The following is a 25,572-nucleotide window of genomic DNA, read 5'->3' as shown; positions in this document are numbered from 1 at the left end:
GTAGGGATATTCTACAAAGCATTCGTTTCCCCGAATGCGCAGGTGTAGATAGGATAGTAGAAATTCTATCTGAAAGTAAGTAAGAAAGGAAGAAAAGAATAAACCTAATCGTCGATATCCTCAAACTTCGTATCCGCGGTACCAATTTCCGCGTCGAGACTAAAGTTTTTGAAATCCCTTTTCTTGAAGTCCTGCCCATTTCCGTCAAAATCAAAAATGGCCAGGTTTTCACGCATTGTATCGATATTCCCAAGATCAAAGGTATTCAAAAGGTTATGTTGAAGCTGAAGCTGCCCAAGTTGTGGCAAGGACAAAATACCTTCGGGAACCCTCCCTGAAAATGCATTTTCGGAAAGGACCAAGGTATTCAAGTTTTTGAGCCGTGCCATATCCTCAGGAATACTTCCCTCTATTCGGTTCTCGGACAGTTCCAAACGTTCCAAAGATTCCATGTTCCCCAATTCCTCAGGAAGTGAACCGATAAACTGGTTGTCCGAAAGATAAAGTGATTTCATTTTTTTCAAATTTCCCAGACCTTTGGGAATTTCACCGGAAAGTGTATTGGCAAACAGATCCAGTACCTCCAAATTTATAAGATTTTCTATGGCCTTGGGGATTGTGCCCGTAAAGTCGTTCTTTCCCAATCGCAGCACCCTTAATTCCTTTAAAAGCACAATACTTTCCGGAATAGTTCCGCTTATACGGTTAAAGGCCAGGTTCAATACTTCCAAATGCTTCAACTTGCCCAAGGAATAAGGCAAGGTCCCACCCAGATTATTGTTGAAGAGCGAAAGGGATACCACCTTCCCTTTTCTTACTTCCACACCATGCCATGTGGAAACCGGTTCGGAGAAATCCCACTTAATGGTCCAACCTTCACCTTGGGTACTTTTATAAAAATCGATAAGTATTTCCTTTTCCCTTTTGGAGACCCCGGCAAAAAGTGTTGCGGAGGTGTATAGAAAAACTAGTACGAGGTAGAAACGTTTTTGCATAGTTAAAAAGTATAGGTTCCAGTACTAAGTCAAAATCTGGATTTATAAAGAATTTACTTACAAAAAAGTTATGTTTTCGGAAAAAGTACAAAATTAATCGATGAAACGCAGTCCGGAGGTCTCCTTTTGTTGTGAAACCGGAGGATATTGTGGTGTGGAAACAGTTGCCGTATTTCGAGCCCTGCTATATCCTCAAAACCTTATAAAAAGGAAAGGATTTGATTTCCAAATCTTCATTTCAACTTTCCCCATTAAAAATAGTTGTGTCCGATATTATTTGGATTTGCGATTCTTTAGTACTTTATACCCTTAAAGCATTTCAGGGCAATGCAGCACTTTTCAACATTGGAGGCCTATTGTAAGGGTATAGGCATCTCGGAACCAAAGTGGGATTTCTTTGATATCCGAAGTTTTGAGGAAAATATGGGCCAAGTAAAGCCACAAATGCCCCCTTTTAAGCACGAGTTTTATGCGCTGGCCTTGAAACTGGACGGCGGTGGATATGCCAAGTCCGGAAACTATACCACGGAAAACAAAAAAGCCACGCTATTTTTTAACTCGCCCTATCAAATCATACAATGGGATATAGCGCCCGACTGGGAAGGTTTCTATATCATTTTCTCCGAAGACTTCTATCGCGGGGCCCTTTCGCGCAAGCGTATAACGGAAACGTTTCCCTTTTTGCTTATCGATAATACCATTCCCCTGGAAATAAGCGAAGAGGATGCCCATTTGTTTGTGGACCTTTTTGAGGATATGTATAAGGAGCATCGCTCCGATAAAGCCAATGCCGAGGAAATTATTAGACACTACGTTCACATTGCGTTAAATAAGGTAGCCCGACTTTACGACTATTCCGTGGACAAGTCCTCGGTAACCACGGCACAACGCTCCCAGGACCTAGCGGTGGTAAGTCGTTTTAAAACGCAATTGGACCTCGCCTTTCATCCCGGGCAGCGCTATCCCAATGCCTTGCCCAGCCAGGTACAGTATTATGCCGAGCAACTGAATTTACATCCCAATCATTTTAACGCTATAGTAAAACGAATTACCGATCGGTCTGCTTCGGATATCATTTATGCCCATGTTCTAAATCTAGCCAAATCCAAGCTTTCCCATACCGATAAAAGTGTAAAGGAAATTGCCTTTGATCTGTATTACAACTATCCCAATCATTTTGCCAACTTCTTTAAAAGCAGGATGAAAATGACCCCTTCACAGTATAGAAATACCTTGAAATAGGTATACATTTTATTCTTTTTTTGCGGTTCATTTGAATTCCGTACTTCTTGCTTCGAATTCCGTAGTGCATTAGGCTCTCAAGGCCCATAGTTTTGTAGTATCAAATTAAAAAACAAGAAATACTATGAAAGCTTGGATACTCGCAGGAATGATAATCGGATTATCGGCCTGCACGAACGGAAATCAAAAAAACAAAAATCAAAATGAAAAAGCTATGAATACCACAGAGACCATACAGAAAGAAATGGCGACCGAAAAGGCAAGCATCCAAACCGTAGCGGAACTACTTTTTAGCGCCACGGACCAAAGGAATTGGGAAACCGTAAAATCCACTATGACGGATTCGGTATATGTTGATTACACCTCTTTGGGCGGCGACGCCGGATTTAAGACCCCGGAAACCATTGTTAACGGATGGCGACAATTATTACCCGGTTTTGACAGGACTGTACACCAGATACACAACTTTGCGATTTGGATCGCGGGAAATCGGGCAACGGCCACTTTTGACGGTATCGCCACACATTATTTGGACAATAGGGATTGGACCGTCTTTGTGGGTTATGATACCGAATACATCAAAGAAAATGGGGCGTGGAAATTGGCCCGTATCGATGCCTCACTTTATGATCAGGCCGGCGACACCTCCTTACCGCAATTGGCCCTAAAGCGCGTTCAGGATGGAAATATCAATGCCTTTGCCAAGACCGATTCCCAAAAGACAGCCGCAATCCAAAACTTCTTTGAAGCGCTTGAAGCCCGAAAATTGGAAAATGTTTTGTCCTCCTTTACTACCGATGCCAAACAAATAATGCCCCTTGCCCCTGGGAACTTTCCAAAACAACTGGAGGGAACAAATGCCATCAAAAATCAGTATACCGGTGTAATGGGCTATCAGCAGTCCTATGAAACCGCGTATTTCACCACCCAAAATCCCGATGTATATATAGCCAAGTACCAGGGTACGATTACCACCAACGAAGGTAAACCCTACAATAACAGCTACATAGGGATATTCACCTTGAAAGACCATAAAATAGAGAACTTTGTGGAGTATTTTAATCCCAACGTTCTCCTCAACGGATGGCCCGGATTAAAGCCTGCCCATTATTCGGTACATAAAGCCGGGGCTGCTACGGACAGCGGCGTAACCCTAAAGGAAATCACCTTTAATAGTAACGGTGCAAACCTGAAAGGACATCTGTTCCTTCCACCGAACTTTGATGCGACTCAAAAGTATCCGGCCGCCATCGTTACCGGAAGTTGGACAAGCATCAAGGAACAGATGCCCGATGAATATGCCAGTGTATTGGCCCAAGATGGTTTTATTACTATGACCTTTGATTTCACAGGGTTTGGAGAAAGTGAGGGACAGCCGAGGCAAGTGGAGGATTACCGTCTAAAAATAGCGGATATCAGGGCGGCCGTGGATTACTTGGAGACACATCCCAATATTGATACGGATGAGCTATCCGCTCTCGGTGTCTGCGCCAGCTCCGGTTATATGGCACATGCCACTGCCCAAGATACCCGTATCAAGAAATTGGTCCTGGTAGCCCCTTGGTTGCACAACCCTGCCATAGCAAAAAGTATTTATGACATGCGTCCCGGAGGTACCGAGGGTTTATTGGAAGCTTCTAAACAAGCAAAACGGAAGTATGCAGAAACTGGTACCATGGAATATGTATTGGCCGCCAGCGAACTAGACCCCCTAAGTGCCATGTACGTGCCCCAGGGTGCCTTTGATTACTATTTGAATCCGGCCAAGGCCGCCGGACCAAAATACGATAACCGTTTTGCCGTAAGCAGTTGGGAACCATGGCTTACCTTTGACGGCATCTCCATAGGTAAGGATATTGCACAACCCGTGTTTATCGTACACAGTGAGAGTGGTGCCGTACCCCAGGGAACCAAGGAGTTCTATGAATTGATCAAAGGGAAAAAGGACATTAAATGGCTCAACGAATACAACCAACAACAGCTTTACTTTGAGGAAGATGCGGTACAGGCCGCCATGACCGAGGTGGTAAACTATTTGCAATAAAAATTGGTAACCTTAAAAACGAAAAAAATGAACTATAGATTATTGGGAAATACAGGATTGCGCGTATCGGAAATCGCCTTGGGAACCATGACCTTTGGTACTGAGGCCGGCTGGGGTGCGGACAAGGCAACAAGTCGACAGATGTACGATGCCTTTATAAAGGCGGGGGGAAACTTTATCGATACCGCCAACGAGATATACACCGGAGGAACCAGCGAAAAATTTGTAGGCGAGTTTATTAAAAGTGAAAGGGATTCCATTGTATTAGGCACCAAGTATACGGATGCCATGCCCGGAACCGACCCCAATAGGGCCGGCAACAGTAGAAAAAGTATGATGCAATCCTTACATAGAAGCCTCAAACGCTTGGATACGGAATATATCGATATCTTTTGGCTTCACTCTTGGGACTTTATGTCCCCGGTGGAAGAAGTTATGCGATCCATGGACGATATGATACGGCAGGGTAAGGTGTTGTACCTAGGAGTTTCGGACGCCCCCGCCTGGGTTATCAGCAAGGCCAATATGTATGCCCGACAAAACGGATTGACCCCATTCGAGGCTTCCCAGATCGAATACAGTTTGATACAACGTACCGGGGAACGCGAATTGTTGCCCATGGCAAAGGATGAAGGGATGACCACCCTGGCCTGGTCTCCCCTATCCTCCGGAATCTTGACCGGAAAGTACAATACGGATGATGATAAAGGAAACCGGAGGTTGGATGTATCGGAATTTGCCGCGCTTTCGGAGCGAAACTTGGGTATAGCCGCCAAGGTCATAGCGATTGCCAAAAAGAATGACGTAAGCCCGGCTACCGTAGCTATCAGTTTTGTAAAACAACAAGGGTTGATTCCCATACTCGGTGGCACCAAACTGCGTCATATCGAATCTAACTTGGAGAGCATCGATTTTGAACTGAATTCCGGGGACATGGCCCTACTTGAGAAGGAAAGCGCCATTGAAATGGGATTTCCACATGATTTTCTAAAGGCCACACAGGCCGTAACCTATGGAGGCCAATTGGAAAACATAATCCATACGCGGCCGAATGTCTATTAAACTTTGAATGCTTTTTTCGACAAAATAGGATTGTTCAGAACAGTCCTATTTTTTTGGCTCCTACTAAAGGGGTTCTTAAAAGGTTGAAAATGACCTTAACCTCCCAAACTTCCCAACAACAACCCATGACACAGGATAAAAGTGTAAATTGGGGTGGGTATGGCATGTTTAACACCAACCTTAAAATCAAGCGGCGGCCGACTGATTTCTCTTGGGAAAGATCCTACTGATGACTGGCTTTTCCAAGGGAATACTATCCGTGAGAATGGTTCGTTGGCCTGGTATTATATTGGGATTTCAATGAAAATCATTACAGCTATCCGAAAAATGAACTCTAAAAAGGTAATACTCCTAACGCTCCTTCTAACCAGTTTTACCGCTATGTCCCAAAACGTATTCAGAACAGCGTGCCGAGGAGACTTAGACCAGTTGGATTCACTACTTGTCCATCAAGATATTGACCAAAAAGATGACAGGGGCAGGTCGCTACTACATTGGGCCATAGGTTGCCAAAAAAAAGAAGTTTTTGACTTTTTAATCGACAGGGGAATCGAGATTAACCTAGAGGACAATGAAAGACGGACACCTATGATCGTAGCCGTTAACTTTAATGATGAATACTCCTTTGATCGGCTTCAAAAATTACAGGCAAACGATTCTTGGGTTGAAAATTATGGAACTGCACTCTTGGAACGTGCCTTGTTAAACAAGAGCACACGGTTTGTTGAAAAGTTAGTGAGATTAGGGGTCGATAGCAATACCAAGAACGAACGGGGAAGTACCCCACTGGAAATAGCAAAACGAGTCGATGCCCAGGAAATCTATGAATTGTTGCTGTCCCTGGGTGGCGATGAAAGCCAAATTCGTAATTTCACTATGAAGGGTGAATATATGGGAGAAAAACCTCCGGGGCATATCCCGAAATTATTTGCCCCAAATTTTATTTCGACCGAAGAATCCGAATTTGGTTCTGTTTTTAATGCCCAGGGCACCGAGTTTTATTTCGGGGTAGATGTAAACGGGAAAAGTGAAATTCGGTATTCCAAAATGACAAACAATCAATGGAGCAAACCCGAAATCATTTTCTCGCATGCCCAATATGGTTACAATGACCCTTTTCTTTCCAATGATGAAAACAGATTGTACTTTATTTCCAAAAGGGCCTTGGACGGCATGGGAGAACCAAAGGACGTCGACATTTGGTATGCCGAAAAAGAAAAGCAAGGATGGTCGGAACCCATTAATGCCGGCACTAATATCAACACAAAAGGAAACGAATACTATATTTCCTTTACCAAGGACGGTTCTCTATATTTTTCATCGAACGGCCACAATCCGACCAAAATGGACTACGACATCTATTATTCCAGGAATGTAAACGGCACCTATCAAAAACCGGTGGTATTAAACGATAAGATCAATACGGCCGATTATGAAGCGGATGTGTTTGTTTCATCGGACGAGTCTTACATCATTTTCTGTTCAACACGGGATAATGGATTTGGCCGTGGCGATCTGTATATAAGTTTTAAGAACGAAGATGGCATTTGGACAAAGGCCTTAAATATGGGTAAAGAAATAAACACCAAAAATTATGAATATTGCCCCTTTGTGACCAAGGATGGAAAATATCTATTTTATACCAGTAATCAGGATATTTATTGGGTGAGCACCAAAGTAATACATGAAATCAAGCAAAATTTGCGGTAATATTCTCTAGGCCCAATCTAACTTTCGCCTATAATTTGCATGATTGCCTAGAAACAGTAATCTAGTTTATCACACGTACAATACACACATGATGAATACGAAATATGAAAACTATCTTACTTCCTATCTAAAAAATTTGAGCCATTCCACCCCCCAGGAAATCGATTCCATTAAACCTGACCTTAAAATCACGGCGTATGGCAAAGGGGACTTTTTCCTAAAACGGGGAGAGGTGCAAAAGGACATGGGATTCATTTCCGAAGGTCTTGTACGCCGATACTACATCAATGAAAAAGGCAATCAAATCACAACAGGCTTTGCCAAGGAAAACGAATATCTTACAGACTATCCGGCCTTTATACAACAGCGGCCGACCAAATATTTTCTACAGTGCATAGAACCTTCCGTAATTATTGGCATACCCTATACCATTATTCAATTAAGTTACGAGGAATTCACGAACGGGCAGTTATACGGTCGATTGATGGCCGAACAGACCCTAACGATCCTAAACGATCGCATTGAAGGCTTTTTATTTTATACCGCGGAAGAAAGGTATTTGAAATTTATTAGGGAACATCCGGAATTGATGAATCGCGTAAGCTTAACCCATTTGTCTTCCTTTCTGGGAATTGAAAGACAGTCCTTGAGTAGGATTCGAAAAAGAATCGCCAAAAAATGATTTTGTCACAAAGGTGTCAGGTTTTGGTCAGCTTAAAAAATCATCTTCGCATTATCGTCTTACGTACTTAAAAATGCACCCTATGAAAAGGAAAAAAATATGGAAATACATTCTTATGTTGCTTACCCTGAGCTTCGTATTACTTTGGTATTTCTCGGAACGCAAAATACAGATGATATATGGCGATCTTACCGAGAAAGTGGCCCCCGATAAATTCCTTCTTGATGCACATCCTGTCCTGATTCAAAATATTAGCGTCCTATCCGAAGATGGGAAACGCTTTATACCCCATCAATCGGTATTGATAAAAGAAGGCATCATTGCATCCATTGACTCGATTATAGACGCTTCCCCGGACGCAAAAATCATTGACGGGACCCATAAATTCTTGATTCCCGGGCTTATAGACTCCCACGTGCACTTGTTGAAGAGCCCCAACGATCTACTGCTGTATATCGCCAATGGGGTTACGGAAATTCGGGAAATGATGGGCGATGAAGTTCATTTGCAATGGCGACAGGAAATTGGGCAAGGGAAACGGATCGGGCCGGACATGTACATTGCCTCCCCAAGAATAGCCAGCTTTGGAAGGGTTGAGGGCTGGTTTATGAATTGGACCCAAGGATTTGAATCCGTCAGTAATGAAGAAGAGGCGAAACGGCTTATCGAAAAAACGGTAGACAAGGGCTATGATGGCATCAAGATTTATACTCAATTAAATACGGACGGTTATACCTCCTTAAATGAGCTCGCTCCAAAAAGCGACTTGGATGTTATAGGCCATATTCCCTATGATGTGGATTATGAGGGCTTTTTAAGGTCCAACCAGGAAGAGGTAGCCCACTTGGAGGAACTCATGAAGCCGATACTGTGGGACAACGGGGGATTTGATGCCATAAAGAACCAAGCGGATGCCGATAGTTTTCTGAGCAAAGTGGACAAAAAAACCAAGGAATTAGCACCAAGGTTGGCCGAAAAGGATGTCGTCGTAACCACCACCCTCTGGCTCATGGAGAGCTTTGTACAACAAAAATTCAATATAGACCAGATATTAAGCGAAGTGGAGCTGGCCTATGTAAACCCCGGTTTAAGTGAGTGGGACAAAAATATTCCCGGCCTGGGATGGTTACCGGCCGTGAATCGATATCGAATTTTGGATGTGGAAACCTTTACGCCCTCGGAGTTAGAACGAATAAAAATATTTTGGGCCGCTTATGCCGAGGCATGTAGGATTACACTGCGAAACCTAAACGACAAGGGTGTAAAAATACTGGCGGGAACCGACGCCAATGTACCTTGTGCAGTACCCGGTTTTTCGTTGCACGACGAATTACTCAGTTTAAATAAGGCAGGCATGTCCCCGACGGAGGTATTGCTGTCCGTTACAAAGGTGCCCGGGGAATGGTTGGGCAAGAATACTGGCATTCTTAAGAAAGGGGCCAAGGCCAACCTGGTACTACTGGAAAAAAATCCCCTAAAGGACATTGCCAACACCCGGAGCATAAACTCGGTTATGGTCAATGGGCGGTTTTATGAAAAATCGGTGCTCAACGATATGCTCAATGCCGTTAAAAACAGCAACGAAGCAAGCCGGACGGTCGATATTGCAGAATACACGAAATAATAGGAGCAAACCAAATTAAGGTTTCCAAAACTTTATAGTATGCAGCTTTAGAAAGCATCTGTTCTATTATCCGGCGGACCAATTTAACCGGGATTTAAGCGTACGTATTTTCCGCATGGGATGATTTTTGATGATGTAGCTTCCCAATCTTGGGGCAATCCTGTTGATGGACAGCAAATACACTTCAAACTTCCCAACAACAATTCGCCTTTTTTTTCTTTGTAATCCCTTGATTATAGCGTAAGCACATTGGTTGGCCGTAATGCCCAATTGATGGGAGGTCTCTACCTTTCCATAGGGCGTTCCATCGCCACAAAGCCCTTTGGCTGTTATGGCCGTATTAATAAAACCTGGAAGTATAAAACTAATGTTGAGCCTACAACAACCCATATGTTCTGCCTTGAGGGATTCAAAGAAGCCATGAAGCGCGTGTTTTGAGGCCGCGTAGGCCGATCTTCCAGGGATACCCATAACCCCGGCAAAACTTGACACGATTCCAAACTTGCCATATCCTTGTTTTAGGTATAGGGGCATGATCGCCTTGGTCAAGGCTATTGTACCAAAAAAATTGGTTTCCATAATCTGACGATCCACATCCAGTCCGGTTTCAATGACCAACCCTTTTTGTGCAATGCCTGCGTTATGGATGACCCAATCCAAACGACCCAATTGCTGAACTTGGGCCACAGCATTCTGGATTGAGCGCGCATCGGTGATATCCAGTGGCAGGGTAATGAAATTTTGAAAATCCGTACTATGCTTCCTTAACATAGTCAATTTATCCCTCCTACGCGCAGAGGCAATTACCGTTGCCCCCAATTTGTTCAATTGCAGGGCCAGGGATGCCCCGATTCCAGAGGAAGCTCCCGTTACCCATATTACCTTGTCCTTAAAATTTATTTTTTTCATAGATCCAAACTTTAGCGGGGAACCTCGCTTAATTATTGTTGAACCAAACCTATCCTAAAAAAACAAATGGGATGTCCGAAATCCGGCATCCTTGATAAATCCGGACAACCCCAGCATGGGTAAAGGGAACAGAAGATCTTTTATGAGAGGAAAGAATGGACCCGGCCGAGGCAGTATTGACATCTACCACATATAAAATCGAATGGAATGCCGTCCAAAGAATTGGAATATATATGCCATGGAAACTTCGTTCAAAGGGGGCGAAGATCTCTTATCTTAGTTCCGCATATAAAAGAAATATAGATCATGATCTATATTTCTACGTTAGGCAACATTCAAAAAACATGAGCAAAGAAGTAGTAACCAAAAAGATTTTTATTGATACCTCCGTATTTATAAAAGAAAATTTCTTTGCAGGAATCAAACTAAATGCTCTAATAAAACATGCTAAAGAACAGGAAATTGAACTGTATACAACCAAAATAACTGTTGAAGAGTGCTTATCAAATATTGAAAAACAATTTCGACAAGGAAAAAATCTATTTAAGAAGGCGATGAGAAACTTAAATGTCAAAGCCAAAATCTTAAAGAACGTTGAAACACTGAAACAAGTTTTCGAAATTGAAGAGAGTTTTGATACCGAAAATGAATTGAATTTACTTAAAAAAGAGTTTCTAGAGTTAATTGATGAAAATTTTCTTAACATCCCAATTGACACTGATAAAACCAACAAAATTCTTAAAGATTATTTTAAAGAAGATCCACCTTTTGGAGAAGGTGGAAAAAAGCACGAATTTCCAGATGCTTTCGTTCTAAATTCTTTAGAAAGTTGGTGTCAAAGGCAAAATGAGAGGATTTATGTTTTAAGCGATGATGATGATTTTCTTTCTTTTAAAAGCAAAAGGCTAATCCCGGTAAGAGAATATGATAAACTACTAAACTTAATAAGCTATACTTATAGTGAAGAAAACATAGTAACCAAAGTTGAAGAAACAATTACAACATGTGAAAAGGAAATTATAAAAAGTGTTATTGAAGAGTTTGAAATCGTATTTCCTACTGAGGGTCTGGATAATAGTTATGGGTATGAATATTATCTAGCAAGTATTGAGGATGTTGATTTTGATTACCTAGACCATTCTATTTTGTCTATTTATGACAATAAGGCAATTGTGGAAGTTAATCTAAAAGGTCATTATTCTGTTGAAATCGGTTATGACGATTTAAGTACAGGATTTTATGATAAGGAAGATGGTAGATATTATGGAGTTGAACAATCAAGTCAAATAGTTTCTGATGTAATAGAGTTGACAATTGAATTAAATGTATATGTTGATTTACCTGGAAAACCAGCAATTTGGGAGTGGGAATTGGAAGGAATCATAAAGGGAATTCCCGAAGATATTTCACTCGAATAGACGTTGCCTAACAATGGCTATAGCCCATGCTTATCGCTTGGTCATTTTTTCCTAACTTCAATCAACTAAAAAATGTCTGGCGCTGGCCACGAGGTCATAGCTGGACCGTTAGGCAAAATTCTATCTGACGAATGAAAATTATGTTGAAAGTTTTAATCTTTTTGGCTGCATTCTATTCTGTCAAGGGACAGGACATCAAATCAGTAACTGAAAAAGTTGCAGATAAAATGTGCGAATGTGTTGGAGATGTATCGGCTAAAACGGACGTGAACCTACGAATCAATGAATGTTATGAATCCGAAGTCAGGGCAGGAATTCATAAAATTCTGAATCAGGAGGAAATGTTGGTATTTGTTGACAATATCGCGGAATTTAATCAAAAAATAGGAGCGATTTTAAAGAACGAATGCCCTGAAATAAAAAACGAACTGAACAAACGAATATTAAGTTCCTACGATTCGAGAAACGCCTTTCCAACTAATTTTGATACAAAAGACTTGGAAAGAATTCTAAGGAACAACAAAATTAAAAATCAAAAAAAACTAATAGCGACAAATATTAAGGTCTTATCCATTAAAAATGAAGATGGCAAGCTTAATTATACCGCGGAAATTGGAAATGAAAAAGTCCATGTAGCACCATTAATACCTTCGGGATTTGAAGAAAGTAATGCGGAATTAAGAGTTTTAGGCTATTTGATTAACAGGCAACTCAAGGATTACATTTCTGAACCTGAGCACAAAATATTAATTCTCGCGTTAGCTACATTGGAAATAGAAACAAAACAGCTTTCATATATACCGAGCGCTGAAAAGCAAATTGAACAATGGGCAAGTGGAAAAATCCCCGACAGCAAATAACTGTACCTAACAAGGGTTATAATTTATAGCTGCTTTTCGTTAACTTGAAACTTAGAAACCATCAACGGCTGGATTTGCAATTGCTGGAAATCTAACGATTTCCAAAACCCCTACAAATCACAGCTGAGACCTTTGGCTATAAGTACGAATGAAAAAAATATTAATACTCTTCACGGGCTTCATTCTTTTAGCAATTGGACAAATATGTTCACAGGAAATCGATGAAGATGGACTTGAAACAGGTTGGTACTTCGAAACACGTGGGAATGAAGGGATTGAAAAAGAGTTATTCAAAAGCGGAGAAAGACTAGTTTTGAACCCTGCACCAATAGTTAAGATTAAAGACTTCGACGAACTGGAATTATATGTAAGCGTATATGGAACGAATGGACTAAGCATTCGATTTAAAGAAGGACAAGCAACTGAGGACTGGATTAGCGCAACAGAAAAAGCACATATCGCGGATTTGAGACTTGGGCTTGTAATAAATAATGAACTTATTTGTGCCTTGACAATCGCAAGTCCAATTTCTGCAGGAATTTCAGCTATTAACCGTGACGATTTGACAAAAGCTGAACTGGAGGAATTCAAACGAAAACTGGAGATGGAAAAAAAGCATCAGTAGCTAACAATGGCTATAATTCATTACTAGATTCTCACTAACTTTAAATCTATTAACTATTAATACGGCCGATTCCGTTGTGTTTAATTATGACTGAAGTTTTTGTACTAGTTTTAATTCTCTCCAGTTCTGGCCTTTTTGGACAGGACTTGACAAAATTGAACAGCGACTTAGGATTGACGGACTCACTAAATCACGAAAGCGAGATTCGGATATATAAAGGATTCGGGGTTACAAATCATACAGGTATTTTTAGAATGTATCAAGACAGTTCAAAAAACTGGAGAGCGGAATTTTTTGATCATTATGCCAAGGTCCTAATGACAGCTAAATTGAAAATCGAAAAACGCGAACTAACATCGAATAAGAATTTAGAAAAAGTTTGGTGGAGTTTACTGAAAACCCGTATTCTAGATTTACCGGATATGTCGGAAATCGAATGGAAGCTTAAAAAGAACCCTGAAATGGTCGAAGATATGGGAATTAAGGTTTTAAGCTGGCAAAAAACAGAAATCCTGGATGGTGAAAGCTATGCCATTTGCTTTCGATGGAGCAACAAATTAAATCAAGTTACCTATAGGAATCCTGAAAGGTATTTGCAGATTTATGAAAAAGTCGACGAACTGATTTACTTCAACAATCTTCTGGACTTGATTCGGACTGAATTCGGTATCTGGAAAAATAACTAAGCATAAAAACGCCTATAATTCCTCCAGAGCACTGGGGATAAAATCATAGCCGGACCGCTAGCACGTATGAAATCAAGAATTACAATACTTTCCCTATTTTTTATAATTATCGGCTGTAAGTACCAACCCGATAAAAATAATCCGTATTGGCAAGTTTCTTCAACAAAAACCTGGGGCGTTAACGAAGGTCTGCTGAATGTTGAGAGCATTGCCTATGATACCGCACATCATGTTTTTTATGCTACAAATGGTATGAACTATGAACCGGGGACCAATGGATTTATCTCAAAAATATCAAAAGATGGGAAGCTCTTGGACTTAAAATGGATAGCAGGTCTTAGCAGGCCAACGGGAATGGCAATTTACGATTCGATTTTATATGTCGCGGATGTCAATGCCCTGGTTTTGGTGAATACGAAAAAGGGGCAAATCATTGATCGCATTGTTGAACCAATCGCCAATTCAGGTCTAAATGATGTTGCCATTACTGAAAAGGGAGATGTGTACGTTTCAGCCTCATTTGTCCATGCCATTTTAAAACTGAATAACCGAAAACTGGAAGTATGGTCAAAGGATTCGGAACGGCTTAAATGGGCCAATGGTCTGTTAGCCGAAAACAAGAGGGTGCTTGTAGCAGGTTTGGACATGAGTGCAATCGATATAGATTCTAAAAAGATAAGCAAGATTGAATTTAGTCCTTCTGTCCAGGATTTTGATGGATTATCCCCTGATGGACAGGGTGGATTTTTTTTAACCACTGTGGAAAACAGCGGTCTCTACTATTTTGACGGGGAAAACAGTATCCATAAGCTGATGGGAAATGATACCTATTTTGGCGATATTGAATTCATTGCCAACAGCAAAAAATTATATATCCCCAGAGGGAAAAAAGAAACCGCTGAATTTTTCATTACTGAAGTGAATTTAAATTAGCCGGCGCTATTGAAAACATTGGGCCTACATGGATTTCGGCCCATACTTTAGGTTTTTTGTTGTTGAAAACAAAACCCTTATGAGAGGCTCTAATAATTTAAGGAATTTCTAATTTTCAAAGGGCCCTGGCAACTATTTTGACTATTTTTTCGTCCTTACAACTAGGAAAGTGTGTTAAAAATCTGAATCGTGAAAAGTGAAGTTCAAAAAGCAGGATTAATCTCGGGAATTGGAATCCTTATCATGGTACTTACCGTGCCGATAGCGGAATTCGTTATTTTTCCCAAACTTGTGGATTATGAAAATGCGAAGATTACTTTCAACAACATAACAGAAAATCGTTCATTATTTACTACAGGTATATTTCTTCATCTAATTACCTTGATTTGCGATGTGTTGGTGGCATGGTCCTTATACCTATTTCTGAAGCCCGCAAATAAAAATCTTTCCCTACTAACTGCGCTTTTCCGTGTTGTATTTTCAGTAATCACTTTGGCAGCGTTATTAAATCTAATAAGTGTCCTGAACCTGACGCAAAAATCAGATTATCTCACTGCATTTGACAGCGTACTTCATTCCGAGGTCTTACTTTATGTGAAAAACTTCCATCTTCAATGGGGTTTTGCTTTTGTTTTTTTCGGCATATACCTGATTTTGCTGGGCGCTTTGGTGTTTAAGGCCTCCTATATCCCAAAAGTCTTTGGAGTTCTCTTGATTATAGCCGGAATAGGCTATTTATTGGATACTTTAAGGACTTTCTTTTTTCCAATGCTTAAAATGGACTATATTATGGTTACCTTTTTTGGCGAGTTACTCTTTATGTTTTGGCTGCTTATCAAAGGGTGGAAGGTAAAAGTATTGGAAGATTAATTCGTTCCAAAAATTAAATTCGACCCAAGATAAATTTCAGATCTACCCTAGGGGAACAATGCCCTTGGCATGTTGGCAGTTAGGAGTCATACCAAGGCCATTAGCCACAGCTAATTACCGCCCTGATAGTAGACACGGATAAAGCATCAAACAATGGAAAGAAAAATATAATCTTTAAAAATCATCGACCCAAAAAACAATGAAGCGTAGATTTCTCCTTTCAATTGGCATAGGCATTTTATTAGGTTCCTGTATTGTTGAAATAAAAAAAGAACCCGCTATAACACCTCCTGTCAAGGACACCAAAACCATAGAATTGGACCTCAAAGAGGCCAACCGGCTTATGGAATTACCACTGGGTTGTATTCAAAATCCATTGCCCTACAAATCGGGGTTGGTAGTCGCCCAGGAAAGTGATTTGGCCATGCCTATAGATCACCATCCCGCCTTCTACGGCTGTTTTGACTGGCATTCCGCGGTACACGGGCATTGGTCATTGGTCTATTTGTTGAAAACCTTCCCTGACTTGGCCAAAAAAGAAGAAGCGATCCAAATGCTTGATGAAAATCTTACGGCCCAAAACATCGAGAAAGAAGTGGCGTATTTTTCATTGAATCGGGAAAGCAAATCTTTTGAAAGATTATATGGCTGGGCCTGGTTACTCAAACTTCAAGAAGAGCTGTTCACTTGGGATAATCCCATGGCCCACAAGTGGTACAACAACCTAAAACCGTTGGAAGCTTATATTTCAAATGCCTACATGGAATATCTTCCAAAATTGGTGTATCCCATTCGGGTAGGTACACATACCAATACCGCTTTTGGGATTAGTTTTGCCTATGACTACGCACAAACCGTTGGAAACAAAGCCTTGGCCAACGCCATAAGGGAAGCTGCCCTTCGATTCTATAGCAATGACAAAGATTGCCCAATCGATTGGGAACCCAGTGGACATGATTTCCTCTCCCCTTGTTTGCAGGAAATCGACATCATGCGCAAGGTGCTCCCTGAGGAAGAATTTAAAACCTGGTCCAAAGCGTTTTTACCGGCTTTGTTCGATCAAAACTTATCGTTACGCCCTGGACAGGTAAAGGACCGTTCCGATGGGCATTTGGTTCATTTGGATGGGGTGAATTTCTCAAGGGCCTGGTGTCTCTACCCCTTAAAGGACAATGTCAATGCCTATAATTTGGCTAACCAGCATTTGGAATACTCCCTTTCCAAGATTACGGATGGGGATTATGCCGGACAACATTGGTTAGGCTCATTTGCCCTGTATGCCTTTAAAACGAAAATCGAGGTGCAGCAATGAATCCTAGGCGCTATTGGAATTCACAAATCTGAAAAAAACCATGGCCCACAGCAGCCCAACGGTCTTAAGACGTAGCTTAGCAGCAAAGTTACAGACCATCTAAATTAAAAACACCACAATGAAGTACGGAAAAATAGTGATTTTTGGAGGCAGCAGTGGAATCGGATTAGCCACTGCCGAATATTTAAACGATAGGTGCGAAGAATTAATTACACTCTCCCGTAGACCATCGCCCTTTGGAAAGTGGATCAAAACCGACATTACAAATCCGGCAGAAATAGAAAAAACAACACAAGAAATTGGAAGTGGACCAATTGATGGCCTGCTGTATCTTGGAGGAACTTGGGAAAGAAACGCCTTTACCGACAAATACAACTTCGAAAGTTGTTCAGACAATGATTTGCAGAATGTTTTGGATGTCAATTTATTGGGTCCTATGCGATTAATTCAAAAGTTATTGCCCAACCTACGTCTTGCAGAAAATCCAAAAATAATTATTACGGGAGCCGCCATAGCCGAACTAAGCCTTGGTGGCGGAAAGGAAGTTGCGAATACCTCATCCATGTTAGGATTAAGAGGTCTGGTATTGGCATTGAGAGAAAATGTAAAGGAAGACAAAATTGGGGTTACCCTGCTAAAACCAGGCTATATTGCAACGCCAGAAGTTGTAAAAGACTTTGCGGAAACCAAGACACCCATGGATTATGCCATTCCGTTAACGGATATTTTTACGATCATCGAAAGTATTTTAAGGTTGTCAAATAGAACCAACATAAACGAAATAGAAATCCCGACAATGTTATAAAGCGAACAGTTATTAACAATGACCCTAATTCATAAATAGGACATGGGCCAAAATCCTCTCCGAGACCGGTATACCCTATTACTTTGAAAACTAAATCAGACCAAAAAGTGGAGATAAGCTTGGAACAATTCGAATTAAAAAAACTCAATAGGCAGGGTTTAAAAATATTGGTTGACTGGGCAAGGAAAGAAGGCTGGAATCCAGGGGAAAACGATTTTGATGCTTTTTGGAAGACCGACCCAAACGGCTATTATGGATTTTACCTTGAAGACAAATTGATCGCGGGAGGTGCCGTCATTTCGTACAATCAAGTTTTTGGATTTATGGGATTATTCATTGTACGACCAGAATTTAGAGGTTTTGGCATCGGAAAAAAACTTTGGTATTTGAGAAGGGAGCTTCTGCTTAAAAGACTTAAAAAGGGAGCAACCATTGGTATGGATGGGGTGGTTGCCATGCAGGGTTTTTATGAAAAAGGGGGATTTAAAATTGCCTATAGAGAAGAAAGATTCGAGGGTATCGGTCAAGAAACCACGGTAAACCAAGCCGTATCCAAAATAGAAACCGAAGATTTTGAAAAATTAGCGAATTATGACCGCACATGTCTTGGATATGAGCGAAAGGAGTTTTTAAAAAACTGGATAACGATTCCCAATAGCAAGTGCTTTAAATTTACAAATAGGGACAAACTTGAAGGCTATACCGTTATCCGAAAGGTTGACTCTGGATTTAAAATAGGGCCTCTATTTGCCAACAACTATGAAGTTGCCGAAGAATTGTACAAAGCTTGTTTAAATTCAGCCGTAGGCAAGTCCGTGTATCTCGATATTCCAGTTGTAAACGAGGGTGCCGTTAGTCTCATGGAGAAATATAAGACCAAATACACTTTTGAGTGTGCCAGAATGTACTATGGGGACTTTCCGAAAATGGCCATGGATAAAGTATTTGGAATAACCACATTTGAATTAGGTTAAAATGGGTTATTACAATGTTGATGATTAATTTTGGCTAAGGTTTAGAATGAGAGCCTAAGGATGATGACCGATATAACTTAGGCCTTACCAGTGAAGTAATTACAAGGACTACTGGAATAAGAATATAAAGAGGATGCCATTGGTAAAATATCTTCAACATTTCGTATTAACCCTAAAAGAGAAAAATAATTACTTGAACTGAAAGTTACAGCCGAACGAGGTATCGATAAAGTCATGATTCCTGGGGAAAAGCTGAGAACCATAGATCGGGAGATTGATAAAGTAAAGCGTACAAAGGAAAATAAATAACGCGCAAATTTCTTATTTTGAGAATGCGCAACGATAAAGTATAAGAACCATCATCAAATCTTTGAGGGAAATCAGCATGCCCCTAAAGCATCTATACGCCAATCCATAGCAAAAAATGAAAAAACTACTGATCATCCTAGGATTTTCTTTGGGATTTTTTTATCGAATATACAGTCAGCCCATAGCGTTACATCCGGAGAATCCCCATTACTTCCAGTTTAGGGATAAACCCACGGTTTTAATCACATCCGGTGAACACTATGGATCGGTAATCAATCCCGATTTTAATTTTGAGTTGTATTTGGAAACGCTTCACCGGGAAGGCTTTAACCATACCCGTATTTTTTTGGGCGATTATGCCGAAAAAGAGGGGGATTTCTGCATCGTTCGAAATTCCCTTTCCCCCGATAGCGGAAAATTTCTGGCCCCATGGATGCGAAGTACGCAAGCAGGAAACGCTTTGGGCGGGAATAGGTTTGATCTTGATAATTGGAACCCCGAATATTTTGAACGCTTGCACCAATTTATGAACAAAGCGGATAATTTGGGAATTGTTGTGGAAGGTGTCCTATTTTTTGAAGGCATGAATTGGGAGTACATGCCTATGAACCGGAAAAACAACATCAATCAGACCACTAAAATCGATGCGAATCAGTACATGACGCTTTCGAACGGTATTATTTTGGAGTACCAGAAAAGCTATGTACGCAAGCTCGTATCCGAATTAAATAGATATGATAATTTAATTATCAACATTGCCAATGAACCTTGGTTCTCAAACCAGGAACAACCTGGATTCTCCAGCCCACCGCGGGATGAAACAAAGGCATGGATTCGGGAAATGTCGGGCTGGATCGTGGAAGAGGAGAACAAACTTCCAAAGAAACATCTACTATCCATTGATTACTGCAACGAAGGCAGGGTGATCAGCGATGATGAGCTGACAGCCTATTGGAAGAACATATCGGTTTTCAATCACCACTACGACAAAAATGCCGTCTCCGTACGATTAAACTACCATCGTATCCCAAAGGCGTTTTCCTTTAACGAAACCGGTCTTATGCCCACGTACTCCAATGCATACCGCATTCAGGGCTGGAAGTATTTGATGTGTGGTGGTTCATTGTACAATAACCTTGATTTTACGTTTCAAGTGGGCCATGAGGATGGCAAGGGCAAAGTAGAGTTCAGTTGTGATGGCTACCGCGGATGTGGCGATCCAAGGGTCCGTTCCGAAATTAGTGTGCTAGCCTCATTTTTTAAAAGTATCGATTTTGTAAAAATGAAGCCTGCCCCCGAAATTTTTGTGGTCTATTATGGGGATAAAAACATGTACGCCCTGGCAAACCATGGAAAGCAATATGCCATTTATGTGGAAGGTGGTAAAAACTCCTGGTATAGGCTTGGTATTCCCTTTGGAAAGTATATGGTGGAATATATTGACCCGGTAACCGGAATCAAAATTCAGGAAGATATGGTGGAACACAGGGCAGGAGATCTTCGTCTTGACGGTCCCGACTACCATTTTGATCTGGCCATTAGGATAAACCTTGTGGAATAACCAGAAATTTAAAACCCATTCGCTAACTTAGGGCTACGATGGAAAACTCCGTTTTAGGCAGCACGCCGGCACGTCCACCGCTAAATCAGTGGGCACGTAACCCAGATATAGGAGACTGTTGCAGAACATTTTGATTAAACATTCGAAATTCAAACTAGAAGACATAAATGCAGAACATAAATCGGATAATGACAAATATCTGTTCCGATAATTTAAGGAAAAGTCGGAATTTTTACACTAAACTACTCGATTTTACTGTGGACTACGATAGTGATTGGTTCGTCCACTTAATCGCAAAGGACAAAGCACTGGAATTGGGAATCATAAAGCGAACCCATGAAATAGTGCCCCAGGACTTTCAAAACCATCCCCAAGGGTTTTATGTGACATTCGTAGTTGATGATGTGGACGAGGTGTTTGCGGTCGCGGAAGCGGAAAAATTTGAAATTATAAGCGAGCCTACGGATACGTTTTACGGACAAAGAAGGCTATTACTGAAAGACCCAAACGGAACCCTAGTGGATATTTCCGCGCCAATAAAGGACTTTGAATTTTAAATCGCAAAAGAAGATGGAGTTACAATGAAATCATAGCTATCTATAAGAAGGCAACGCCCATTCTCACCGTTAACCTACATCAGGCATTGTTAATTCCAATCCAGGATTAATCCGTTATGAAAAATACAATTACTTCCCCTTTGTTATTCCTATTTCGATTTTTCATAAGGAATGCCACGCAATTATTACTGGTCATCTGTATCTCCGGAAACATTTTCACCTCCTGTAAATTTTCAAAAGAAAAGGGGAAAATGGATGATACTTCAAAAGAGACTACAGCTTTACATGTAGTGGAAAACGCAATAGATTCCGCCGGAACACTAGAAAAATGGCAAAGCATAGCCTCCTTGGAATATACGAAAACAACAAGATTGTTTTTAGAGAATGGCCAAATTGAGTCTGAAACAACGCAACGGCACCACTATGTATTTCGACCTAAAAAAAGCATAAAAATAGCATGGGTCATCCAAAGGGATAGCTTTTTAGTTGTACATAATGATTCCATTTCCCGAAAATTCAAGAATGATAGTCTTATTGAGCAGGGCGCTACCGTAAAATCTACTGTGAACAGTGCTATGTATGTCCTTGGAATGCCCTTTAAGCTTTTGGACCAAGGTACGATCCTCACCTATGAAGGGCTAAAAACTATAAGTGCCACTGATACTGTACATACCATTAAGGCGACCTATGAACCAAGGAAACATTCAAATCATTCCACCAAAGATGTGTGGTGGTATCATTTCGATAAAAACAATGGCACTTTTTTAAGCTCCATGGTCTATCACGAACCGACCTATGCCTTGATAGAAAACGAATTCATGACCAAGGAAGGAGGACTAACCTTTCCAAGAAGGAGAAAAAGCTATAGATGTAATAAATTTGGGGAAAAGCAATTCTTAAGGGGGGAATTCCACTATGAAGATTATTCCATTACATTTCTAAACGAAGAGAACTTTGCGAAGCGACAATAAAACCGGGGAATAATGTACGCCAGTAAGGATTATAATTCCTTCTAGGTATTCGGGAGGAGCGAAATCATAGCCGAGAGTTGTGTACAAAAAAAGAAAAACCATGATAAAAAAAATATTCTCAATCATTCCATTTATGATACTTGCTTCATGCAATCCGGAAAAAGTGAAAGAGCCCTTATACCAATCCGATAAATTTGCTATTTACAAAGACAAAGTCGTTCAGGGAGATAATGTGGCCGAAGTTGTTTCTCCTACCCACCTCAAATCAAATTATAAAAGTCCGGCGAGTACCACTTTTTCCAGACTAGTTAAATTCAAATTCAGTATTAATGAAAAAGATAATGAATTACCTCCTGGTGGCGACCATTGGCTCATTATTGGAGAAGAGCATGAATCGCCGATAATTACTTTTGGGGAGAGGCCCCAGCCTTTTCCAGATCAACCTGAAACATATTTACCAACGAATTTTGAATATACGTTCAAGGTGGACGTTTCTCCGGTACTCAAACAGTTTGAAGAAAAAGGGTACTACGAATCCCACAATGGTTCCAAGATTGCAAAAGACGATTTTAAGGGATTTTATATCGCCGGAGGCTCCGAGCCTTTGACATGGGATTTTGTGAACTTGGACAACAATGGCCTAAAGTTGTCCCCTACTGACAATCCTGATATTTATAGCATAACTGTCAAATTGAATCCTTACAACGAAGAAGAGAATCGAGAGAAAGAATGGAAATTGTCCGAGGATATCTCCAAGAAACCGAAATATACTTCGGAACAACCTTTGGTCGATGCCTTGTTCAACTTGTCCCTGGAAGAGGCAAGAAAAAACATAGAACCTGATAGTACGTTGCGAACAGGCGCAAAATGGGGCGGTGTTTGGACAAGGGATGTGAGCTATAGTATTTTGCTGGCCTTTGCCTATCATGAGCCAGAAGTGGGTAAAATTAGTTTACGAAAAAAGGTAAAACGAGGCCGGATTATACAAGATACGGGTTCGGGAGGAGCTTGGCCCGTTTCTACGGATAGGACTACTTGGGTATTGGCGGCATGGGAAATTTATAAGGCAACAGGTGACCAAGGGTGGTTGGATGAAGTTTACCCGATTATTAAGAACACTTTGGAAGATGATTACAAAACCATTTATGACACGGGGACAGGATTGTATTCCGGTGAATCTTCTTTCTTGGATTGGCGGGAACAGACCTATCCAAAATGGATGGACAACAAAGATATTTATGTTTCCCAAAACTTGGGAACGAATGTAGTCCACTATCAAGCCCATCGCATATTGTCAGAAATGGCAAAAATAAAAGGTGAGTCTTATGAAGTGTATGACGAAAGGGCCGCAAAAATAAAAAAAGGCATTAATGATTATCTCTGGATGAAGGATAAAGGGTACTACGCCCAATTTCTGTATGGAAGGGATGATCTGGTCCAGTCACCCCGCTATGAGGCATTGGGGGAAGCCTTAGCCATTTTGTTCGGGGTAGCCGATAAGGAACAGGCAATATCCATTATCGGTAAATCCCCGTTAACCGAATATGGGGCAACCTGTATTTATCCACAAATTCCGGGTATCCCACCCTATCACAACAATGGTATTTGGCCCTTTGTCCAGTCCTATTGGAATTGGGCTGCAGCCAAAACAGGCAATGAAGCGGTCCTTAATCATGGTTTGGCAAGCATATATCGGGCAGCGGGATTGTTTTTGACCAATTATGAAAACATGGTCGCCGAAACAGGTGACTTTTTGGGTACAGAGATCAATTCCCATCGAATGTTATGGAGCATGGCAGGTAATTTGGCAATGGTACATAGGGTTTTCATGGGAATGGACTTTCAGAACGACGGTTTATTTTTTAATCCTGTAGTAACGAAGGCGTATGGGGGCACAAAAACACTTTCGAATTTTAAGTATCGAAATTCAATTTTGAATATCACGGTGGAAGGTCATGGTAATCAAATCGAGTTGGTTACGATTGACGGCAAGGAAACAAAGGATGCTTTCATTCCAAAAGATTGGTCAGGAGAGCATACCATCATCATTAAATTGGCCAACAATGAATTTCCTGATCAAAGTATCAACCTTGTTGAAAATCATTTTACTTTACCTACTATCTTGGCATCCAAGGAAGGTAGTCTCTTAAAATGGCAGCCTATCCCTGATGTACAGGAATATAGGATTTATAAAAATGGAAAGCTCTTAGAAACGACAACAAAATCCCAATTAAAAGTCGCGGCCGATAATTATGCTTCTTATACCATAAGTGCTTTGGACAAAAATGGTTTTGAAGGATTTACGAGCGAGCCAGTCGTTTTTGCCAACAACTTAAAAAAGGTTGAAATCGAAGATTTTGCCTCTAGGTCAAAACTGCCATATTCAAATTATTCCGGAAAAGGATTTGTTGAGATTAGCACCGATACCAACAAGGTAATCGAATTGAACGTAATGGTAGAGAAAGATTCGGAATATGTAATAGACCTGCATTATTCAAATGGTAGCGGGCGTTGGAATACAAACAATAAATGCGCTATCAGAAGTCTAAGCGTAAATGATAGCTACCAAGGTGTATTGGTTTTTCCGCAACGAGGAAAGGACGAGTGGTCGGAATGGGGCTTTTCAAACAGTCTCCAAGTGTCAATGAAATCAGGTGCCAATACGATAAAAATTCATTTTGAAGATTGGAATAATAATATGGATGTCAATGTGAATACTGCTATGCTCGACTACTTGAGAATAATCGAAAAATAGAATGAACAGCGTAGAAGACAATATCTAAGGCCTTCATAGCGGCTATGGGCCATTACTCCCTCTGGCCAGGGCGCTGTGTCCCTAAAGAAATAAAAATATATGAACATGAAATCAAAAGGATCAATTGCCATAGGTTTAATTTTAATAATTACCAGTCAATTACTCATGTCTTTTGGCTACGAGTTCTTGATGTCACAACAACCCATTGATTATGCCCATTGGGCACTTCTCATAGGTGCTATCTTAATGTTTGGATTGTGGTTTCATCTACCATCAAATTTCTCAAAAAATATAGGTCTAACCCTTATGACCTTTGGTATAGGAGGAATAGTGGGAATGTGTGTACTTGATTTTATACTATGGGCATCCCATAGCGACCCTGAAACAAAAGGGAAATTGTTTGAAATTATTTCCAATACACCGTCAATACAATATTCTTTTCTGATAATTGGACCGGCACTCTTTTATACGGGAATCTGTGTTTCCACCTATGGTCTATTTATGAATTTAAAATGGCAAGTTATCATCGTAAATATAGGGGCGTTAATGATTGGATTGGGGCATATGGTGCTCCACAATGGAACAATCCCGGTAGTAGGGGCAGTATTACTTTGTATTGGGCTATTTTCAATACTTGGAATTCTTTTACCAAAAAAAGAGTGAATAAA

22 protein-coding genes are annotated in these 25,572 nt (G+C 40.7%); 20 read left to right on the top strand and 2 right to left on the bottom strand.

The genetic code is table 11. From position 1 onward, the window contains the following. Positions 1-104 precede the first annotated feature (104 nt). Positions 105-995: a leucine-rich repeat domain-containing protein gene (locus Q0993_RS01580; RefSeq protein ID WP_299529151.1), complete on the bottom strand. Its 891-nt coding sequence runs from the start codon at positions 993-995 to the stop codon at positions 105-107. 327 nt (positions 996-1,322) lie between these two features. Between Q0993_RS01580 and Q0993_RS01575 the strand changes: the two genes are divergently transcribed. From Q0993_RS01575 to Q0993_RS01550, 6 genes are all read left to right on the top strand, one after another. Beyond that, complete coding sequence (locus Q0993_RS01575; RefSeq protein ID WP_299529149.1) at positions 1,323-2,237, top strand: helix-turn-helix transcriptional regulator; 915 nt, start codon at positions 1,323-1,325, stop codon at positions 2,235-2,237. A gap of 124 nt (positions 2,238-2,361) precedes the next feature. Next, entirely contained in the window at positions 2,362-4,281 is a 1,920-nt protein-coding gene (locus Q0993_RS01570) for a nuclear transport factor 2 family protein (protein WP_299529147.1), read from the top strand. 27 nt (positions 4,282-4,308) lie between these two features. Next, on the top strand, positions 4,309-5,343 hold the full coding sequence (locus Q0993_RS01565) for an aldo/keto reductase (protein WP_299529145.1): 1,035 nt from the start codon (positions 4,309-4,311) through the stop codon (positions 5,341-5,343). 159 nt (positions 5,344-5,502) lie between these two features. Further along, a complete protein-coding gene (locus tag Q0993_RS01560; protein ID WP_299529143.1) occupies positions 5,503-7,053 on the top strand; it encodes an ankyrin repeat domain-containing protein in 1,551 nt (516 codons plus the stop codon). 88 nt (positions 7,054-7,141) lie between these two features. Further along, positions 7,142-7,735 (top strand): Crp/Fnr family transcriptional regulator, encoded by a 594-nt coding sequence (locus Q0993_RS01555; RefSeq protein WP_299529141.1) that lies wholly within the window; start codon positions 7,142-7,144, stop codon positions 7,733-7,735. 82 nt (positions 7,736-7,817) lie between these two features. After that, the gene (locus Q0993_RS01550) at positions 7,818-9,359 is read left to right on the top strand and encodes an amidohydrolase family protein (protein ID WP_299529139.1); all 1,542 of its coding nucleotides are present in this window, start codon (positions 7,818-7,820) and stop codon (positions 9,357-9,359) included. 66 nt (positions 9,360-9,425) lie between these two features. On the opposite strand, the gene Q0993_RS01545 is transcribed toward Q0993_RS01550, so the two are convergent. After that, positions 9,426-10,268 (bottom strand): SDR family NAD(P)-dependent oxidoreductase, encoded by an 843-nt coding sequence (locus tag Q0993_RS01545; protein WP_299529137.1) that lies wholly within the window; start codon positions 10,266-10,268, stop codon positions 9,426-9,428. A 344-nt stretch (positions 10,269-10,612) separates the two neighbouring features. Here Q0993_RS01545 and Q0993_RS01540 point away from each other — a divergent pair, with 344 nt between their 5' ends. The 14 genes from Q0993_RS01540 to Q0993_RS01475 all read left to right on the top strand — a co-directional run bounded on the left by Q0993_RS01540 (position 10,613) and on the right by Q0993_RS01475 (position 25,567). Next, positions 10,613-11,686, top strand: a complete 1,074-nt coding sequence (locus tag Q0993_RS01540) for a PIN domain-containing protein (protein WP_299529135.1) — start codon at positions 10,613-10,615, stop codon at positions 11,684-11,686. A 140-nt stretch (positions 11,687-11,826) separates the two neighbouring features. Next, positions 11,827-12,546, top strand: a complete 720-nt coding sequence (locus Q0993_RS01535) for a hypothetical protein (RefSeq protein ID WP_299529133.1) — start codon at positions 11,827-11,829, stop codon at positions 12,544-12,546. Between the two features lie 148 nt (positions 12,547-12,694). Continuing rightward, positions 12,695-13,171: a hypothetical protein gene (locus Q0993_RS01530; protein ID WP_299529131.1), complete on the top strand. Its 477-nt coding sequence runs from the start codon at positions 12,695-12,697 to the stop codon at positions 13,169-13,171. 86 nt (positions 13,172-13,257) lie between these two features. After that, on the top strand, positions 13,258-13,857 hold the full coding sequence (locus Q0993_RS01525) for a hypothetical protein (RefSeq protein WP_299529129.1): 600 nt from the start codon (positions 13,258-13,260) through the stop codon (positions 13,855-13,857). A gap of 66 nt (positions 13,858-13,923) precedes the next feature. Beyond that, positions 13,924-14,790, top strand: coding sequence for a hypothetical protein (locus tag Q0993_RS01520; RefSeq protein WP_299529127.1), 867 nt, complete (start codon positions 13,924-13,926; stop codon positions 14,788-14,790). Between the two features lie 189 nt (positions 14,791-14,979). After that, positions 14,980-15,660: a DUF4386 domain-containing protein gene (locus Q0993_RS01515; RefSeq protein ID WP_299529125.1), complete on the top strand. Its 681-nt coding sequence runs from the start codon at positions 14,980-14,982 to the stop codon at positions 15,658-15,660. A 199-nt stretch (positions 15,661-15,859) separates the two neighbouring features. Then, positions 15,860-16,972 carry a DUF2891 domain-containing protein gene (locus tag Q0993_RS01510; RefSeq protein ID WP_299529123.1) on the top strand — a complete coding sequence of 371 codons (1,113 nt, stop codon included), beginning with the start codon at positions 15,860-15,862 and terminating at the stop codon, positions 16,970-16,972. Positions 16,973-17,090: 118 nt separating this feature from the next. Further along, positions 17,091-17,777, top strand: coding sequence for an SDR family oxidoreductase (locus Q0993_RS01505; protein ID WP_299529121.1), 687 nt, complete (start codon positions 17,091-17,093; stop codon positions 17,775-17,777). 83 nt (positions 17,778-17,860) lie between these two features. Then, positions 17,861-18,751, top strand: coding sequence for a GNAT family N-acetyltransferase (locus Q0993_RS01500; protein ID WP_299529119.1), 891 nt, complete (start codon positions 17,861-17,863; stop codon positions 18,749-18,751). Between the two features lie 424 nt (positions 18,752-19,175). Next, the gene (locus Q0993_RS01495) at positions 19,176-20,621 is read left to right on the top strand and encodes a cellulase family glycosylhydrolase (RefSeq protein WP_299529117.1); all 1,446 of its coding nucleotides are present in this window, start codon (positions 19,176-19,178) and stop codon (positions 20,619-20,621) included. Positions 20,622-20,788: 167 nt separating this feature from the next. Then, positions 20,789-21,178 carry a VOC family protein gene (locus Q0993_RS01490; RefSeq protein WP_299529115.1) on the top strand — a complete coding sequence of 130 codons (390 nt, stop codon included), beginning with the start codon at positions 20,789-20,791 and terminating at the stop codon, positions 21,176-21,178. Between the two features lie 116 nt (positions 21,179-21,294). Then, on the top strand, positions 21,295-22,149 hold the full coding sequence (locus Q0993_RS01485; RefSeq protein WP_299529113.1) for a DUF6503 family protein: 855 nt from the start codon (positions 21,295-21,297) through the stop codon (positions 22,147-22,149). Positions 22,150-22,249: 100 nt separating this feature from the next. Further along, a complete protein-coding gene (locus tag Q0993_RS01480) occupies positions 22,250-24,904 on the top strand; it encodes a hypothetical protein (protein ID WP_299529111.1) in 2,655 nt (884 codons plus the stop codon). 105 nt (positions 24,905-25,009) lie between these two features. Then, positions 25,010-25,567 (top strand): hypothetical protein, encoded by a 558-nt coding sequence (locus Q0993_RS01475; protein ID WP_299529109.1) that lies wholly within the window; start codon positions 25,010-25,012, stop codon positions 25,565-25,567. Positions 25,568-25,572: the final 5 nt, after the last annotated feature.

The organism is Ulvibacterium sp. (genome assembly GCF_028285715.1).
Lineage (GTDB): Bacteria > Bacteroidota > Bacteroidia > Flavobacteriales > Flavobacteriaceae > Ulvibacterium.
Note: the sequence above shows the minus strand (reverse complement) of the source record. Positions and strands in the feature narration are given on the sequence as shown.

Coding starts and splice junctions, on each gene's coding strand:
- Q0993_RS01575 (WP_299529149.1), top strand. CDS start 1,323: ATGCAGCACTTTTCAACATTGGAGGCCTATTGTAAGGGTATAGGCATC.
- Q0993_RS01545 (WP_299529137.1), bottom strand. CDS start 10,268: ATGAAAAAAATAAATTTTAAGGACAAGGTAATATGGGTAACGGGAGCT.
- Q0993_RS01485 (WP_299529113.1), top strand. CDS start 21,295: ATGAAAAATACAATTACTTCCCCTTTGTTATTCCTATTTCGATTTTTC.
- Q0993_RS01535 (WP_299529133.1), top strand. CDS start 11,827: ATGTTGAAAGTTTTAATCTTTTTGGCTGCATTCTATTCTGTCAAGGGA.
- Q0993_RS01475 (WP_299529109.1), top strand. CDS start 25,010: ATGAAATCAAAAGGATCAATTGCCATAGGTTTAATTTTAATAATTACC.
- Q0993_RS01530 (WP_299529131.1), top strand. CDS start 12,695: ATGAAAAAAATATTAATACTCTTCACGGGCTTCATTCTTTTAGCAATT.
- Q0993_RS01520 (WP_299529127.1), top strand. CDS start 13,924: ATGAAATCAAGAATTACAATACTTTCCCTATTTTTTATAATTATCGGC.
- Q0993_RS01540 (WP_299529135.1), top strand. CDS start 10,613: ATGAGCAAAGAAGTAGTAACCAAAAAGATTTTTATTGATACCTCCGTA.
- Q0993_RS01555 (WP_299529141.1), top strand. CDS start 7,142: ATGATGAATACGAAATATGAAAACTATCTTACTTCCTATCTAAAAAAT.
- Q0993_RS01495 (WP_299529117.1), top strand. CDS start 19,176: ATGAAAAAACTACTGATCATCCTAGGATTTTCTTTGGGATTTTTTTAT.
- Q0993_RS01525 (WP_299529129.1), top strand. CDS start 13,258: ATGACTGAAGTTTTTGTACTAGTTTTAATTCTCTCCAGTTCTGGCCTT.
- Q0993_RS01560 (WP_299529143.1), top strand. CDS start 5,503: ATGGCATGTTTAACACCAACCTTAAAATCAAGCGGCGGCCGACTGATT.
- Q0993_RS01565 (WP_299529145.1), top strand. CDS start 4,309: ATGAACTATAGATTATTGGGAAATACAGGATTGCGCGTATCGGAAATC.
- Q0993_RS01510 (WP_299529123.1), top strand. CDS start 15,860: ATGAAGCGTAGATTTCTCCTTTCAATTGGCATAGGCATTTTATTAGGT.
- Q0993_RS01480 (WP_299529111.1), top strand. CDS start 22,250: ATGATAAAAAAAATATTCTCAATCATTCCATTTATGATACTTGCTTCA.
- Q0993_RS01490 (WP_299529115.1), top strand. CDS start 20,789: ATGCAGAACATAAATCGGATAATGACAAATATCTGTTCCGATAATTTA.
- Q0993_RS01580 (WP_299529151.1), bottom strand. CDS start 995: ATGCAAAAACGTTTCTACCTCGTACTAGTTTTTCTATACACCTCCGCA.
- Q0993_RS01505 (WP_299529121.1), top strand. CDS start 17,091: ATGAAGTACGGAAAAATAGTGATTTTTGGAGGCAGCAGTGGAATCGGA.
- Q0993_RS01570 (WP_299529147.1), top strand. CDS start 2,362: ATGAAAGCTTGGATACTCGCAGGAATGATAATCGGATTATCGGCCTGC.
- Q0993_RS01550 (WP_299529139.1), top strand. CDS start 7,818: ATGAAAAGGAAAAAAATATGGAAATACATTCTTATGTTGCTTACCCTG.